A 14,809-nucleotide genomic window follows, 5' to 3' on the forward strand; every position below is an offset into this window, starting at 1 on the left:
TGTGACCATCCAGACCCGCGACGGAGGTAGCCGCAGCTCCTCTGATAGACATCAACAATCCAGGTCAGACAGTCCCTGAGCGCGAGCTACACCCATCACCGATGGGCGGGGCAACGCCACCTGGACCAGCTACAACAGCCTCGGTTTGGCCGAAACAGCGACCGAGCCCTCCACAACGGCGCACCCGAACGCGGCCGACCGCACCTGGACCCACGTCTACGACGAGGCCGGAAACCCCAAGGCCACCATCCAGCCGGGCGGGGTGCGCATAGACCGTACTTTCGACCGCCTGGGCCGGCTCACCAAGGAGAGCGGCGCGGGCGGCGGCGCCGCCACAGCGGAGCGGACGTTTGGCTACGACCTGGCCGGCCGCCGCACCGCCGCCGGTGACCTGACGGTCGACTACAACGACCGCGGCCTGCCCTTGAAGGTCTCGCGGGGCACCGTCCAGGAGACCGCCTACGGCTACGACGGGATCGGCACCCCCACCCAGCGCATCGACGCATCCGGCACCGCCACTTTCACCTACGACAGCGCCAACCGTCTCAAGACCGCCACCGACCCGGTCACCAGCCGCACACTGACCTACGGCTACGACGCGGCCAGCCGGTTGAAGACGATCACGGCCACCACTGGCACGGCCAGCACCCAGACCATCGACTACGACGACATGGACCGGGTCACGGGCCAGACGCTGAAGAACGGCTCCGGCACCCAACTCTCCAAGATCACCTACGAGTGGGACAAGGACGACAACCTCACCAGCAAGACCACCGCCGGCACCGCCGGGGCGGGCATCAACACCTACGGCTACGACCACGCCGGACGCCTCACCTCCTGGACCGCCCCCAGCGGCGCCACCACCGCGTATGAGTGGGACGCCGCAGGCAACCGCACCAAGGCCGGCAACGCGACCTTCACCTACGACGAGCGCAACCGCCTCACCAACGGCAACGGCACCGACTACACCTACACCCCGCGCGGCACCCTGGCCACCAGCACCAAGGCGGGTGCCACCACCCAGTACACCTTCGACGCCTTCGACCGGCTCATCGCCGACGGCGACAACCTCTACAGCTACGACGCCCTCGACCGGATGACCAGCCGGATCCGCGGCACCGCCAAGCACACCTTCGCCTACAGCGGGCTCGGCAACGACCTGGCTGCCATCACCGATAGCGGCGGCGCTGTCCAGGCCAAGTACGCTCGCGACCTCGGCGGCGGCCTGCTTGGCCTCAAGGAGGGCACCGCTGCCGCGGTGGCGACGCTGAGCGACCTGCACGGCGACCTGGTGGCCACCTACACCACCACCCTGCAGACCTCCACCGCCTACGACCCGTTCGGCACCGTCACCGCCCAGACCGGCACCAAGACGAACGTCGGCTACCAGGGCGAATACACCGACCCTGACACCGGCAAAGTCAACATGCACGCCCGCTGGTACCAGCCCGGCACCGGCACCTTCACCAGCCGCGACACCGCCACCCTCACCCCCAACCCCTCCGTCCAGGCCAACCGCTACACCTACGCCAACGCCTCACCCCTCACCGGCACCGACCCCACCGGCCACTACACCGTCATCGACAGCGGCTCACTCTCCGGGGCCGGCTACGGCAGCTCCGGGTCGAGCGGCTACACCACCATTCCGGCAGGCAGCTACAGCAGCTCCGGATCATCAGGCGGCGGGCAATGCATCGGAAGCTGCTACGGAGGCGGCGGCGCAGTTGATTCGTCCAACGACATGATCGGCGGCTGCCTCGCCTGCGTCAATGCAGGGGAGGCGAGTTGGAACTTCGCCGAAGAAGACGTTACTAAGTGGTACTTCGAGAACTACGTCCTGCCGAGCCTTCCCTCCTTCAGCGATGAGGAAGCGAAACGAATCAACGTGATGGCGATAAGCGGCATGACGGCCCCCGACGACTATTGGGAGCTGACCGGCGAACAGCGCGCCGATTTCGCGAGGTTGGCATCATGGATCAACTTCCTCGATCCTTCGATCACCGAGCAAGAGCTGCTCGGCATTTCGCCGCCTTCCAAGAGGGGATCTTCGGGCACGTCCGGAGTGATGACGGCTTCCTCGAGAGGGATCAAGGGAAAGAATATGCTCTTTTCCCCCATGCGGGATCCAGCTCTCAACAAGGATCCTAGAAAGAAGAGCGAGGCATCATTTTATCAATATTACAAACTACTCATACCCTACCGAAAGAAGATCGAAAATGCTGCGAGATTCTACAAGGTTGACAGAATCTATTTGACCGCCACCCTTCTCTATGAATTGAATCGCGAAGAAACTCAGGCGTACATGAAGAATAATAAGGGTGTGACGTTTCTCACCCTATTGGCCAAGGGAATGACCGGGTCCTTTGGCCTGCCACAGCTTGAGCCTTACAAGGTGGCAATGGCGCACAAAGAGCGCTTCGGAAAAGCTATTAGCGAGAAAAATGCCCTTAAAATGATCATCAGAGATCCTATTGGGGCAGCGGCGCTGTGGATGTGGTATTTGCACAAAACAGTCAATATCCCAACCGCGGGTGGCGGGACAAGGAAGATGACCTGGGCAGAAACGGCAGTCGCCTACTGTGGCTGCTCTGGCGCGACCCAGAGTGCCAGCAACAAGAAGTGGTCCACGAAAAAACTGGAAGCATGGCTGAGCGGCAACGCAAAGTATCCTGATACAACGTCGCGCGAGGAAGCGGCAAGGCGGTGGGCGGCGATGGGTGAGAACGGATGGTCATATCTGGCAGCCCTGGAGTTCTGGGCGTTCGGGAACTCCTGACTATTCACGTAATGCGAAACGTTCAACCCCTCCGTGGCCTTGGTGAGGTATGCTCCTTCCGTGACAGTTCACGATCGCCATCCAGTTTTGGCCAGGATGACTGCCGTTGCCGGGCCCGCGTTGATCGCTCTGTGTGTAGCGATTCTGACATCCGGATGCGGGCTCTGGTTTCAGAAAACGATCCGGGTCGAGGCAGGCGTGGTTGACGAGGTGCAGGGCATTGGCCGGGTTGTAGCGCAAACCCAGGATGATCCTAGGTTTGAAAACACCATTCAGGTCGACGACATCCTGATTCTCGATGTCGGCGCCCAGTCTTCCGAAGAAGGAATGCGTGTCGCGCAAAGCCGGCTCGAACAGCGCGGATGGGTTCCCTCAGGCGAAGGCCCAACGTTCAAGGCAATGACATCGACGCGCTGGAAGCACACAAGTCTGAGCCTCAGGTCATTCATGTCGGACGACTCCTACGGCATCGAGGTGCGGGATCTTGTCGACAAGGAGGTCAGTGGTGATCAGGCCGACCGGAGCAAGTATCTCATCGTGGTGATCGCGCCCGTGCCTCAATGAATCTCGGGCTTTTTGGGATGCTGAACGGAAAGGAAGCCAGAGCTTCGGTCAGTTCCGTTGGTGTCTCGGCATACCAAGGTCGAAGCGTTCTCAGCCGGTGGGACACGCGCCAGCTCGACAAAAGCGGGTGGTAGAGAGCAATCCTGGGACGTGAATAACAAACGCGCCTTTAGTGATCGTCGGTTATCTACACCAGTCGATCAAGAGCAGGGGCCGTGTTTGCGTGCCATCACCCCAGATCGACGTGCTCGCCCGTCGTCTGGAGCACGTCAGTGTCGCCGACCCGCTTACCGACCTGCTCGATCTGCCGGCTCTGGCCGACTTCGCGGGTGATACGCGCGAGCACGTACGGAGCTCGATCGCCTCCCGCTCGCCCAGCACGTCCAGGCGCAGTACGTGCGCGTCCAGGTGGTGCCAGCCCTCGCCCAGCCTGCTGGTCACCAGCACCTGCCCGGTCAGCGTCCGCTCCAGCAGCGGCCGCACATCGGCGGGGTCGACGACGTTGTCCAGCAAGCCGCATCGTCGTGGTGTCCCAAGTACCGATCGTCCCGTCCGTGTGTATGACCCCAAGCTCTACCCAGGGGTTAGCGTCGACTTCCTCGATCCGGAGCCGCTCAAGCTGTGGCACTACCTCGGGACCGAGCAGATCCCCACTCGGCCGAAGGGCGATTTCCCTTCGTCGCCCGCTGCGACAGCATTCGACTCAGTTATCCGGCGCGCAGGTCCAATGGCGAACTCTATTGGCCCGGCCACACTGGCGGATGCAGAATTCTCGGCGCCGACCGCGTCTACACCATGTACACGGAAGATCCCTTCCGCGGAGAGGTGGCGAGACACATCAGAGATGCCTTCCAAAACCCGCAGGCGACCGATCCGAAGCTGGATCGGCAAGGCCAGCCCATCACCAAGAAGTTCCCCGGCAACTACGACGTGATACCCAGGGCCCCCTTGACCAGGCGGGCGAACAGCGAGCTCGCCCCCGACGGTGTGCTGCTGAACGGGAAGAACCGCACCCAGATGACCTGGTACTGTCCGAACCTCACCGGGGCCGGCCCAGGCAAGGAGTGCGATGAATATCCGTTCCGCTCCGCCTTCCAAGCGCTCGGCGTCGAGGGCAGCATGGTCAACAATGTCTGGACGCCTACGTTCAACGCCTCGCTTCGCATGGTGAGCGAGGCGCACGACGAAGCTGCCGGTTTCGATCTGGGCGCTTTCTACTCCCGTTATCGCGTCTTCACTTCGAGCTCCCGTGAAGGCGGCGCGGGCAACTGGCCGTCCAATGCCTTCTGGGTCAGAATCCGCGCGGGCGCGCCACCGTCATAACTCCACAGTCAGGAGGGGGGCGTCTCCGGGATGCCCCCTCCTGGCGCACCGACAATCGGGAGGTGATCATGCGGTCGCCGACGTACCTGCACGACCTTCTGGTCTCGACTCTCTTCACCGATGAACTCGATCACGACATGGACCTGTGGTCGTTGGGATTCAGCGCCCTTTGGATCAAGGGAGCGGATCTCGACACCCTCGCCCAAGCCTTCTCCTTGGACCTTTCCACCCGCGTCCCGAGCCACTTGAGCGAAATCCTCGACCACAACGGCGACGACGGTTCTCTCTGGGTGGCCGAGGCCGGAGGTTGGACGGGCATCCTGCCGGCACGTTCAGACGACGCTTTCCTGCTGTCGCTGACCGAAGGAGGCCGTCACGCCCTCAGCTTCAGCATGGACATCAACGGCCATGACAGCTTCAAGCACATCCGGGACGGGGACACCGTCGTCTCTTTCCGGCCCACCTGGCCCGATTCCAAGCAGGGCAGCGACCCGCACGCGCTCGATCACCTGATGGATGGGCTGCGCTTTCAGGTCAGTGGCGATGACAACCCCGTGGAAGAGGACGAGAGCATCAGCTCGACCCTGGCGTTGATCGGCCGCATAACGGAAACGGACATGGCCGCTGACTGGCTTGAGGCGGTTCACTCTCGCATTGGACTGACCCGAAGGTGACGGGGCTAGTCTTGGGCTAGTCTCCGATCGCCCTGCGGGCGGCCCGTTCCGGGCTGAAAATCGGGGTGGCCGTCCGACCTGCCGCCGCAGCACCGCCACCTCATGACGCACCACCATGATCGCTGCGTCCTTCGACGTCGGCCGCGGCCCAGCGACATCAGCCAGCCGAACACCCGAAGCGTGATCAGATAGAGCAGGCGAATAGGCACAAGACGCGATCTTTCCTGCGGGTGCGAACCCCATCAAACCACAGGTCAGAGCCGTCATGGTTGTGCTTTTGATGCGGTACGGACCGGCTTCAAAGGCATGGATGGCGTTCGCCTTGTCGCGCTACTGGTCGAGCCGGTGTTCGCCGTCGATGCTCCCGCTCCGGGCCAGGAGGGGGAGCAGACCCGCGACACCGGCCATCCGAACCTTAGCCCGCAGCTGAAACCTCGCGGTAACCGGTTCGCCTGCCGGGGCGGCGACCAGGAGACGCAGGTCGCGGTCCGCGTGCAGGTATCCCTTGTCCAGAGCGAGAAAGTCCCAGTAGCCGCGGGTGAAGCCGGTGCCGGAGGAGACGATCTGCGGGTAGTACACGGTGCGTTTGTGTGAATACTGCGGCGTCAGGTCGGCGCTGAGGACGTTGGGGACAACGTGGAACTTCAGGCCGACCCCGATGGTCGTGGTCAACTCCACGGGACGGTCTTCAACCACTTCCCGGGGGACCATGTCGGAGATGCGGGCCCGCGGCGTCGGGGTGAGGTCGACCATGAGCCTGGACCACTCGAAGCGGCAGCGGGGGTCGGAGTGCACCGCGCAGGTAAGGGGCACGTCGTAGCCCGCGAGGCCCTCCTCGCCGTGGACCACGGTCGATGGGCCTTTGGCCAGCGCGATGCGGTTGCGCCGAAGGGCGAGACGGATGTCCTCGTCGCCGAGGATGTCCATGACCTGACCCGTTCCGCGCTCGTCGCCGAGCGCGTCAGTGTCCAGGTCGAACTCGGCCTCGATGATCGTGTCCAAATTCTCTCCTAGTCCCAGTCTCCGAGCAGCGTGAAGGGCGCCCAGTGATGCAATAACTTCCAACGGTGATCGTGGTCACGCGTTTCCACGATGGCCCGGCGCAGCGCCTCGGCCTTGGTCGGCACGGCCGCGCTGTGGAGGTTCTCGTAGAAACGCGTCATCAGGTATCCGGCCGAGTCGTCGGGCACGCGCCACAGGCTGGCCAGAACGGTGCTGGTACCGGCGGAGAGGAAGCCGCGTACGAGGCCCTGGACGTCGTCGCCCGGATGGTGCCCGCTGACCCCTGTCTCGCAGCCGCTTAGCGTGGCCAGCCACGGGCCGCGCACCATCGTCGCCACCTCGCGGGCGGTGAGGACGGTGCCGTCGCCCAGACACAGTCCCGACGCCAGCGGATCGGCGGCGTCGAACCGGGCATGCCCGGCGTAGTGTGCGATGTCGGCTCCCTGGAAGGCATCCATGACCGCCGCACGGGTCACCCGCGTACCGAGCACGGGAGTGGTGTCCAAGAGCGCGGCCACCGCCTCGGCCTCGGACCTGGCATGGGGAAGATCGCCGGTCGGGTCGCCGAACACAGCATACGGCGATCCGCCGGGCACGGTCTGCCTCGCGGCGGCCGCGCGACAGGCGCGCAGCACCGAGGCGCTGGCGGTATAGCTGACAGGGTTGCGCTCGATCAGGTACCGATCGTCGAGGCGCAAGGCATGCAGCGGGAGGTAGTGCAGTAGCCCGTGCGGCGCCAGCACGACCGGTTCGTCCGGGCTCGACCATTGTGCGATCGGCGAGACCAGGGGATCGTGGCCGTGCCACAACTCCTCCAGCCCACCGAGCACCATCTCGCGGACGCGGCCGGCGCTGCCGAAGTTGGTCAGGGTGAAGCGCCGCAGGCCGGCGCGGTCCAGCGGGACGCGTACCGCTCGGGGCCGGTCCCAATCGGCTCGTGCCCCGATGACCAGGACGCCGGCGACGGTGGTGAAGTATTCGACGAACAGCAGCGGCGTACCCGCCGTGGCCAGCACAGCCTGGAACGCGGGCCACGCGAGCGGATCCTCGTCCTCGCCGCCGAGGCGTTCGGCCAGCGCACGGGCCTTGCCGCGCTCGGCGAAGTCGAAGGCGTCCACCGGCTTGCCGAGTGTCACGCAGGTGGCCACCATCCGTTCGTACACCTCGACCCGGGCTTCGCCGCCCAGAAAGCGCAGCCGTTCCTCCTCGCTGTCGAGGCTGGCCCTGCCCCGCTCCAGGCGTTCGATCGCGGAGCGGTAGTAGCCGCAGGCCCGTTGCAGGTCTTCGCGGCCGCCGTCCTGTTCGTACGCCTTCCCCGCGGCCAGGTAGGCCGCCCGCAGGAAGGCGTCGGAGTTCAGCTGCTCGGCTCGGGCTACCAGCGTGCCGAGTTCGCGGCGGGCGGCCTCGACCTCGCCCCTGCTCAGCCGTATCAGCGCCAGCCCGAGCCCGGCGTTGATCCCCATGGACGCGTGGGACTGCGCCGCCAGGTCCAGCGCCTTTCCATACCACGGCTCGGCCTCGTCCAGCCTGTCCTGCAGGCGATACAGGTTCGCCATGCCCCCGAGTGCCATGAGGCGGGCGCCCGCGTCGGCGCCCTCTGCCAGCTCTAGCGCGCTCCGCAGCGTGGTCTCGGCCTCTCCGTAGCGGCGCAGCCGGACCAGGGAGGTTGCGTAGTTGTAGGTGGCCATGAACTCCCGGCCCCGGTCCTTCGCCGCCGCGGCCACCTGCCGGGCCCGGTCGAGCAGGCCGAGGGCGGATTCGTCGTCGTGGAGCAGTGTCCCGGCCAGGTTCGCCTTGAACATCAGGAAATCAATCAACTCGCCGATCACGACGCCCCGCAAGACGGAGGCTAGCCCCTTGTCCTGGGCGGACACGACCGCGGACCGGGCCAGTACACCTGTGGTCCAGGACTCGCAGCGGCTCCTCAACCCGTTGTCGCCGTCCAGCTTTGCCAGGCCCGAGTCCGCGACCGCGCACGCGCCGCTGATGTCGCCGACGTCCCGCCTGATCCGTCCCTCGATCAAGAACAGGTGGACGACGTCGTACTCGGCGCGGGCCGCCAGCACCTGTTCACCGAGGGAGCCCACGTCCGGATTCTCGCGCTTGAGGAAGGCCGGCAGGCGCTCACTCACCACCTGCTGGGCGTGTTCGATGGTGGCGAGGCCCTCGTCGTGGCGGCCCGCGCTGTGCAGGTTGGTCGCCAGATCGCTGAGCGCACCCAGCTCGCGGGCCACCATCCCGCGCCTGCGGTACAGGCGCATGGCCCACCGATCCCACCGGAGGGCGGCGTGGGGCTTGTGGGTCAGCGCGAACGTGGCGCCGACGAAGTGAACGACAGGCGCCCGCTCGGCACCGCGCTGTAACAACGCGATTGGCAGGGGCAGAACCGCCAGCAGCCGGGCGCGCCGAGCCGACCCACCGCGTGTCGCTGTCCGGGCCCCTTCCCGTAAAAGTTCGCTCACCAGCCTCAGCACGAGCCCTTCGGCGAGGGCGCCCGCCAGGGCGGGGACGGCATACCAGGTGAAGATGGTCGCGTCGGGAGCGAAGAAGGCACCGACCACGGCGGCCGCGATCACTATCTCGGCCAGCCCGCGCACAGCCGCGGCCACCACCAGGGCGACGATCCATGGCGTCGCGGCCCACGCCATCAGCGACCCTTGCCCAGCCCAGCACGCGAACGCCAGCGGCACCGCGGTCAACATCGGGGGCAGCCGCCAGACACCACCTTGACGGAGCCGCTCACGAGTCGCCAGCAGCCCGAGGAACACCGCCCAGGCGACCCCGACCAGCGCCAACCAGCGCGGCAGGCCGGCGACGACCAGGTCGCCGAGCATCCCCACCGCAACGGAGGCGCACACGACAACCACGCCGAACCACCTGGCCGCATGCCTCACATCCGGCTCCCGTTCGAAGGGCCGACTCCTTGCCGCGGAGCGGGGTCCTCCACGAACGTCGAACGCGATGCCTCACCAGGAAGGTCGGACACGGCCCCGCGATGCGTCCGGTCGGGCGCTCTCGCAGTCATCAAACAACCGCACCGCGTACACGGCAAGGCCCTTGCGCGTCCGAGATCGGCCTTCGACACCAAACAGGGGAACCAGCGCGCTCATGCGCCCGAAGAGACCTTTCTGACCTGCGTGAACAGGCCACGCCAGCCTGCCGGAGACGTCCCGCGGTTCCTCGTCGTCAACGCGTCCGCTGCGGCCCGAGGACGGCTGCTGTCAGCGCACGGGAAGGTCACAACCTGGTCGTCCCCCGCGAGCACTGTCGCGACCTGACCGACATCCACCCGGACCGCGCAGGCCTGCTGATGCGGGGTGCTGTGCACACCGCCGCCCTCCTGCGGTGCACGCTGGAACCGGGCGGAATGAACCTCTGGCAAGCCGCCGGCCCTATGGCCTGGCAGACCGTGTTCCACTTCCACCTTCACCTGCTTCCCCACTACACCCCGAGTATCTCAAGCAGGCATGGACGCATCGGGAACTGCCGCTGTCGTCGCTGTCGCCACTGGCCGATCACATCAGAACCGCCGCGGTGTCCTGAAGCGACGTCATTCCGGGCGTCGTCTGCGTGGTTTGCCCGACGTTGACGGCGCAGCGGATGACAGTTGGAATCAGCGACGACCTTGATCCGAGTATGCAGCTCGCACCGCGAAGATCATTGAGTTGCGTACGGGTTGGAGCACGTGCCGAGCACTGCCACCGTCATCCATGGATTGCGCGAGCATAGCTGGAGTGCGGGATCCATGCCGGGAAGCCGCGATGCAATGATCAAATTGGGATGTCCGCCGCGCTCGGTGCGTGCTCGTGCGCCCCGTCACGCGACGTCAGCACCCGGCACCGCCAGACACGCAAAGTGCGCGGAGGCAGCACGAACCATCATCAAACGGCACTGTGCGGCACTAAAAGATCTTGCTTCTAATCCGATGGCCTCCGTGCTCGTAACTCCGATGTCTGCGCTTTCGAGACGAGTCGAGACGGAGCTTGATCTAGTCTTTATGTTCGATCGCGTTGGCGGCCAACACTTGACTTATCGAAAGCAGTGCGTTGCCAATGATTTGCTGAACATGTACAGAATGCCTTGTCCCGAACTTCGGTAGGACTCGCATACGGATTCTGGGGACTTCGACTGCCTAATCCGACGGTTGCAGGTTCGAATCCTGTATGGCACGTTTTTGATCATGGCCTGACCTGCGGCTTTACGGGATCGGATGCGTTCTAGAATTTTCGTCTAGCGGTTGCGTGCTCCGTGCGTGCTCGCGCGTACCAACCCCGCACGCGCCATGATCGACATCGGCCTTCTGGGGACTTCCTCGGCAAAGGAAACGGCCCCGTCCCGCCGTGCGAATACGGCGATCACGGGGCCGGTTTCCTGATGTAGCGGGGGCAGGCTCGCAGCGGGATCACCTCTCCCGGCTCCCCCTGGTCCTCCTCCTCGGCGAGCAGAAGTGCTGCGGTCTTCTCCGCGGCCGCCATCGCCACCTCGGGGAAGACCGAGGTGTAGGTGTCGGCCGTGAAGGAACTGGAGGTGTGCCCCAGCATCTCCTGCACGACCTTCATCTCTACCCCGGCGGCCAGCATCAGCGAGGCGGCGCCGTGGCGGAGATCGTGGATGCGGATGGGTGGCAAGATCCGCCGTGGCAGGCCTCGTTGGGGGCAGAATCCCGACACCGGAAATATCGGCAGGGTCGTTGACCGGTGGCATGTCGGCTTCACCGACCTGACCGGCGGCCAGGGGCTGCTGGGTCAGGTTGAGGGTCGTGTCTCGACTGTGGTGGCCGCCTGGCTGACTGCCCAGCCCGCTGCCTGGCGTGGCGCCATCACTCATGTGGCCATCGACATGTGTGCCATATTCCGCTCGGCGATCCGCGCTGCGCTGCCACGCACGAGGATCGTCGTCGATCATTTCCACCTGGTGCGGCTGGCCAATGCCAGGCTCGCCGAGCTGCGCAGGCGGCTGACCTGGAAGATGCGCGGGCGCCGGGGCCGCAAGGGCGATCCCGAGTACGATCATCGCAGGCTGCTGCGCGCGGCCGCCGAAGAGCTCACCGATCAGCAGCGCACCGTCCTGGAACGGGACCTGACCAGGATCGGCACCTACGGGCGGCACATCCTGGCCGGCTGGCACGCCTGTTCTACCTGCTGCATGCCCGCGGCATGGGCCTGAACAGCGGCATCGATGGCACCATGTTCGGTGCACCACTGAACGAGGCGCTGCGCCGCTTCCAGAAGGAGCCCGGGCGGCGCATGTGGCCCGAGGACCTGGCCCGCGCTGCTGCGCGTGGACTGAACCCCGCGTGGCCACCTCCTGCACCAATCCCGATTCCCGTTGTATCCCGGGCCCGCGGAGGAGTAAGAGTCTAGTGAACGAAACTGGACTGATCGAGAAGTGCGACTGACGGTCAGGCGGGTCCCTCGCAGTCTGGTTCGGAGTCAGGCTTGGTCGGCGGTCGGAGGATTGTGCGCGGGGATGTCTGCCAGGTGAAGCCATGCCGGAGAAGGAGTTCGGCGTGGCGGTTGTCGCTCCGATGCATGGCGATGACCATGAAGACGGCGATCCCTACCGGCATCCCGGCCAGGAGGAGATCCGGGTAGGCATCAAGATCGAGATTGAACAGGAAGCCGATTGCAGCGCACACGATCGCAGCGCTGACGGCCTGCCGCACGACAGCGACTAACAAGGCAAGCAGGTTCTTCCGCCTGGCCTCGCGGATCACGGCTTCAAGCTGCTGTTCATAGGTCTTCTCTACGGTCACAGCGGTGGATTCTGTCGCAGTTAGAGAAGGCGGCACCAGATGCTGCCGCTAACTGATCCATAACTGAGCGGCCCGAGCGGCCGTCCGCCTCAGTCCCCCCGGGACGGACTGCCCGACGGGGCACGGCCCATCGCACGTAACCGATCCCTTCGAGGAGCATCCTCATGCGCCCATCCCAATAGCGCCATCCGTTTCGTTAGCTGATCTTGATGGCCTGCCCGACTGGGCGGGCCTTTCGCGTGTCCACCCCCTATTTGGAGGATCCATGCATGCAGAGCCCGTGAGCTACGGCAAGCCGGTCGAGCGGAAGGTGACCGCCGCGACGGTGGGCAGCTACCTCAGCCTGCTGGCGGTCCTGACCGTCCTGCAGACGGTGAACGCAGACCTCGACCTCATCGCGTTCCTGCCCGACTGGCTGGAATCGCTAACGGTTCCGCTGCTGCCCTTCGGCCCGTTATGAGGTTCAGGGGGTTCACCGGAGAGCCACCGGAAGATCCCTTATCGTCACCGAAGTATGCCAAGTTGATCGATCGCGTGGTTCATACCTTCCTGGTGTCGGATCGTGCATACATCCAGGCGAGGGGATGCATGGAAGCCTACCTAGAAGGTTCAGGGAACCACGGAAGAGGAGCTTCGATTGGCGGGGGCGAAGAAGGCGAACTGAGGAAGCGGTACGGATAGCCGAGGAAGCGCGCAAGCAGGCCGAACGTCTTTCGGCGGAGATGGCTGAACGGCTGGATGGGCTGAGGGGCGCTATGGACCAGAGGCTGAACCAGCTATCGGCGGCCGCCGCCCAGCTCAACAAGCCTCCTCCGGAGCCGGTGCCGACCCCGGAGAAGGAACTGGGACGCCTCCTCATCGCGATCATGAACGAGGGGTACTACACCATCTGGTTGCATACGAAGATCTCTCAGTGACCGTTCCGCTCGCGTCCGTGAGTGCCGGATCGTGTGGTGCCAAGAAGCGGGGCCTTCATCGGTCGCGAAGTGCTTGGGATTCGGTGAAAGAGCGACGGCGCTCGGCCCAGCCATCCGCGACGTGGCTGATCTGGGCCGCCATGAACTCGGCTGCGGCGCCGGGACTGGTGAACGGCGCCTCCCTGCGGTCGTCCGCCACTGGAGCGAACAGCGGCAGGCAGACGGCTGTCGACGGCACCGTGGGAGGCAGTGCGTCGGCGTCGTGCAGGATGAGCATGTCCGCCACGAACGAGGTGACTTCCCCGTCGGCATCGCGGCCGATCCATACTGGATAGCTGCCGTCGCCCAAGCCGCTCTGGTAGGCGATCAGATTGGTGCCGGTCTCCGGGGCGCGGACCTCAGTGGACAACAGGTCTATCTCCTGGTCGGACTCCTCTTCCCACTCCTCGATGAGCCTCTCGAACTCGTCGCGGCCCAAGGAGTCGAGGAAGCAGCCCATCCCCGCATCTACGCCGAACCCGAAGAACTCGTCGGCGCCGAGCAACCGGACGTCCTGTCCCGGCAGCAACGCGAGCTCCCAACTGACGGTCGGCTTGTCGAGGATCCGCAGCATCACGGCCGGGGTTTGGCCCTCCCAGTCCGTCCCCTCCCAGCGCATCGAGGCGATCAGGGCGGCGTAGTCGCCAGAAGCCACAGTGACGGTGAAGGGAACGGAGTCACCCAGAAGGTAAGGATCGGCCGCGATCACGGAGCCGGTGGGCAGGTGAAGCCACCCCGCGGGCGCGGGCTCGGTGATCAACGCGACGCGCCCCTGGTCAGAGGCCAGGCGGCTTCCGGGAGTGAAGAGCGCTTCAAGATGCCGGGGGCGCAGCGGCAGCGGGGCCGACCAGGCGGGCATCGTGCCTGGAGCCGGTCCGTCCACCGGGTCCTGGGCCGGCGCCAGGGTGATTCGGCCGCTCAGCCCGAGCACCTGCGCATCGACGTAGGCCGTCCACGCGCCGAACTCCGCCTTGGCCACCGAACGGTGCTCAACCGGGACGCTCGCTCCGGTGTAACGCGATCCGCCGACATCGCGCAGAACTTGCCTGGCGCGGCCGTCCGGGTCGATCGTCATCGTGAAACACCAGCCACGCTCAGGGAACTCCGCGTCGGCGTCAGAGGCGTGGCGCCACTCCTGGTAGCGCATCAGGTGTAGCCGTCCGGGCTCCAGTTGCCGGTATTCCAGCTCTCTGTTGCGCCGTTGGCACTCATCGAACAGGAACAACCCGAGATGACCATGGCCCCAGTCGACCTGGAACAAGGCCTTCGGCCCCCCTTGGACAGACAGCAGGACGGCGTACTGCTCACCTGATGCGTCCCTGCCGCGGGCCTCCGGCTCCGATATCGGAGCGACGGCCGCAGGAACCTGCGGATCCCAGCCCTCGCAGTACGTGACATCAACCGTGCCGACGTTCTCCGTCGTCATGCCATCTCCTGCCCGCACCAGCGTGATCGGATCTTTTCGGGCGTCGCGCTAGCAACCGGCACCGACAGCGAATGGCCCGCTTCTGATCCGACGGTCGCAGGTTCGCGGCCACCAGTCGGCGGAACCTGTGGGGCTCGAATATTCAGTCACAGCGTCCGACCTGCGAGTTCGCTCGACACGCTGGATCCCCAGCCTCCACGGTTTGAGCAGTCGCTCAAACCGTTTGAGCAACCGCTCAGACGGCAACGCTCAAGATCTGCATGCCTGCCAAGGACTGCAGGTCAGCGCATGAATCGAAGATTCGAGCCCTACAGGTTCACCCTGGTGTGGCTC

12 protein-coding genes and 1 pseudogene are annotated in these 14,809 nt (G+C 65.2%); 8 read left to right on the forward strand and 5 right to left on the reverse strand.

Annotated features, from left to right (window positions below; translation table 11 throughout):
- Positions 1-145 precede the first annotated feature (145 nt).
- From ABZS69_RS46130 to ABZS69_RS46145, 4 genes are all read left to right on the forward strand, one after another.
- Positions 146-2,776, forward strand: a complete 2,631-nt coding sequence (locus ABZS69_RS46130) for an RHS repeat-associated core domain-containing protein (RefSeq protein ID WP_355384615.1) — start codon at positions 146-148, stop codon at positions 2,774-2,776.
- Between the two features lie 60 nt (positions 2,777-2,836).
- A complete protein-coding gene (locus ABZS69_RS46135) occupies positions 2,837-3,340 on the forward strand; it encodes a hypothetical protein (RefSeq protein ID WP_355384618.1) in 504 nt (167 codons plus the stop codon).
- Between the two features lie 795 nt (positions 3,341-4,135).
- Positions 4,136-4,663, forward strand: a complete 528-nt coding sequence (locus tag ABZS69_RS46140) for a hypothetical protein (protein ID WP_355384621.1) — start codon at positions 4,136-4,138, stop codon at positions 4,661-4,663.
- Between the two features lie 68 nt (positions 4,664-4,731).
- Complete coding sequence (locus tag ABZS69_RS46145; protein WP_355384938.1) at positions 4,732-5,337, forward strand: DUF6461 domain-containing protein; 606 nt, start codon at positions 4,732-4,734, stop codon at positions 5,335-5,337.
- 330 nt (positions 5,338-5,667) lie between these two features.
- On the opposite strand, the gene ABZS69_RS46150 is transcribed toward ABZS69_RS46145, so the two are convergent.
- Entirely contained in the window at positions 5,668-6,339 is a 672-nt protein-coding gene (locus tag ABZS69_RS46150; RefSeq protein WP_355384624.1) for a hypothetical protein, read from the reverse strand.
- An 8-nt stretch (positions 6,340-6,347) separates the two neighbouring features.
- A complete protein-coding gene (locus ABZS69_RS46155) occupies positions 6,348-9,206 on the reverse strand; it encodes a CHAT domain-containing tetratricopeptide repeat protein (RefSeq protein ID WP_355384627.1) in 2,859 nt (952 codons plus the stop codon).
- 128 nt (positions 9,207-9,334) lie between these two features.
- Between ABZS69_RS46155 and ABZS69_RS46160 the strand changes: the two genes are divergently transcribed.
- Complete coding sequence (locus tag ABZS69_RS46160) at positions 9,335-9,928, forward strand: HIT domain-containing protein (RefSeq protein ID WP_355384630.1); 594 nt, start codon at positions 9,335-9,337, stop codon at positions 9,926-9,928.
- Between the two features lie 766 nt (positions 9,929-10,694).
- Here the strand turns inward: ABZS69_RS46160 and ABZS69_RS46165 are convergent.
- Positions 10,695-10,967 (reverse strand): annotated as a pseudogene (locus ABZS69_RS46165) (tyrosine-type recombinase/integrase); the annotation flags it as partial.
- Between ABZS69_RS46165 and ABZS69_RS46170 the strand changes: the two are divergent.
- Complete coding sequence (locus ABZS69_RS46170; RefSeq protein WP_355384633.1) at positions 10,957-11,505, forward strand: transposase; 549 nt, start codon at positions 10,957-10,959, stop codon at positions 11,503-11,505. The pseudogene ABZS69_RS46165 and the gene ABZS69_RS46170 overlap by 11 nt on opposite strands.
- A 235-nt stretch (positions 11,506-11,740) precedes the next feature.
- Here the strand turns inward: ABZS69_RS46170 and ABZS69_RS46175 are convergent, their stop codons facing one another.
- Entirely contained in the window at positions 11,741-12,094 is a 354-nt protein-coding gene (locus ABZS69_RS46175; protein ID WP_355384636.1) for a hypothetical protein, read from the reverse strand.
- A gap of 265 nt (positions 12,095-12,359) precedes the next feature.
- Between ABZS69_RS46175 and ABZS69_RS46180 the strand changes: the two genes are divergently transcribed.
- Complete coding sequence (locus ABZS69_RS46180) at positions 12,360-12,554, forward strand: hypothetical protein (protein ID WP_355384639.1); 195 nt, start codon at positions 12,360-12,362, stop codon at positions 12,552-12,554.
- 295 nt (positions 12,555-12,849) lie between these two features.
- A complete protein-coding gene (locus ABZS69_RS46185; protein WP_355384642.1) occupies positions 12,850-13,011 on the forward strand; it encodes a hypothetical protein in 162 nt (53 codons plus the stop codon).
- Between the two features lie 55 nt (positions 13,012-13,066).
- On the opposite strand, the gene ABZS69_RS46190 is transcribed toward ABZS69_RS46185, so the two are convergent.
- On the reverse strand, positions 13,067-14,476 hold the full coding sequence (locus ABZS69_RS46190; RefSeq protein WP_355384645.1) for a DUF4241 domain-containing protein: 1,410 nt from the start codon (positions 14,474-14,476) through the stop codon (positions 13,067-13,069).
- Positions 14,477-14,809 lie beyond the last annotated feature (333 nt).

This window comes from Nonomuraea sp. NPDC005650, assembly GCF_040605375.1.
Classification (GTDB): domain Bacteria; phylum Actinomycetota; class Actinomycetes; order Streptosporangiales; family Streptosporangiaceae; genus Nonomuraea.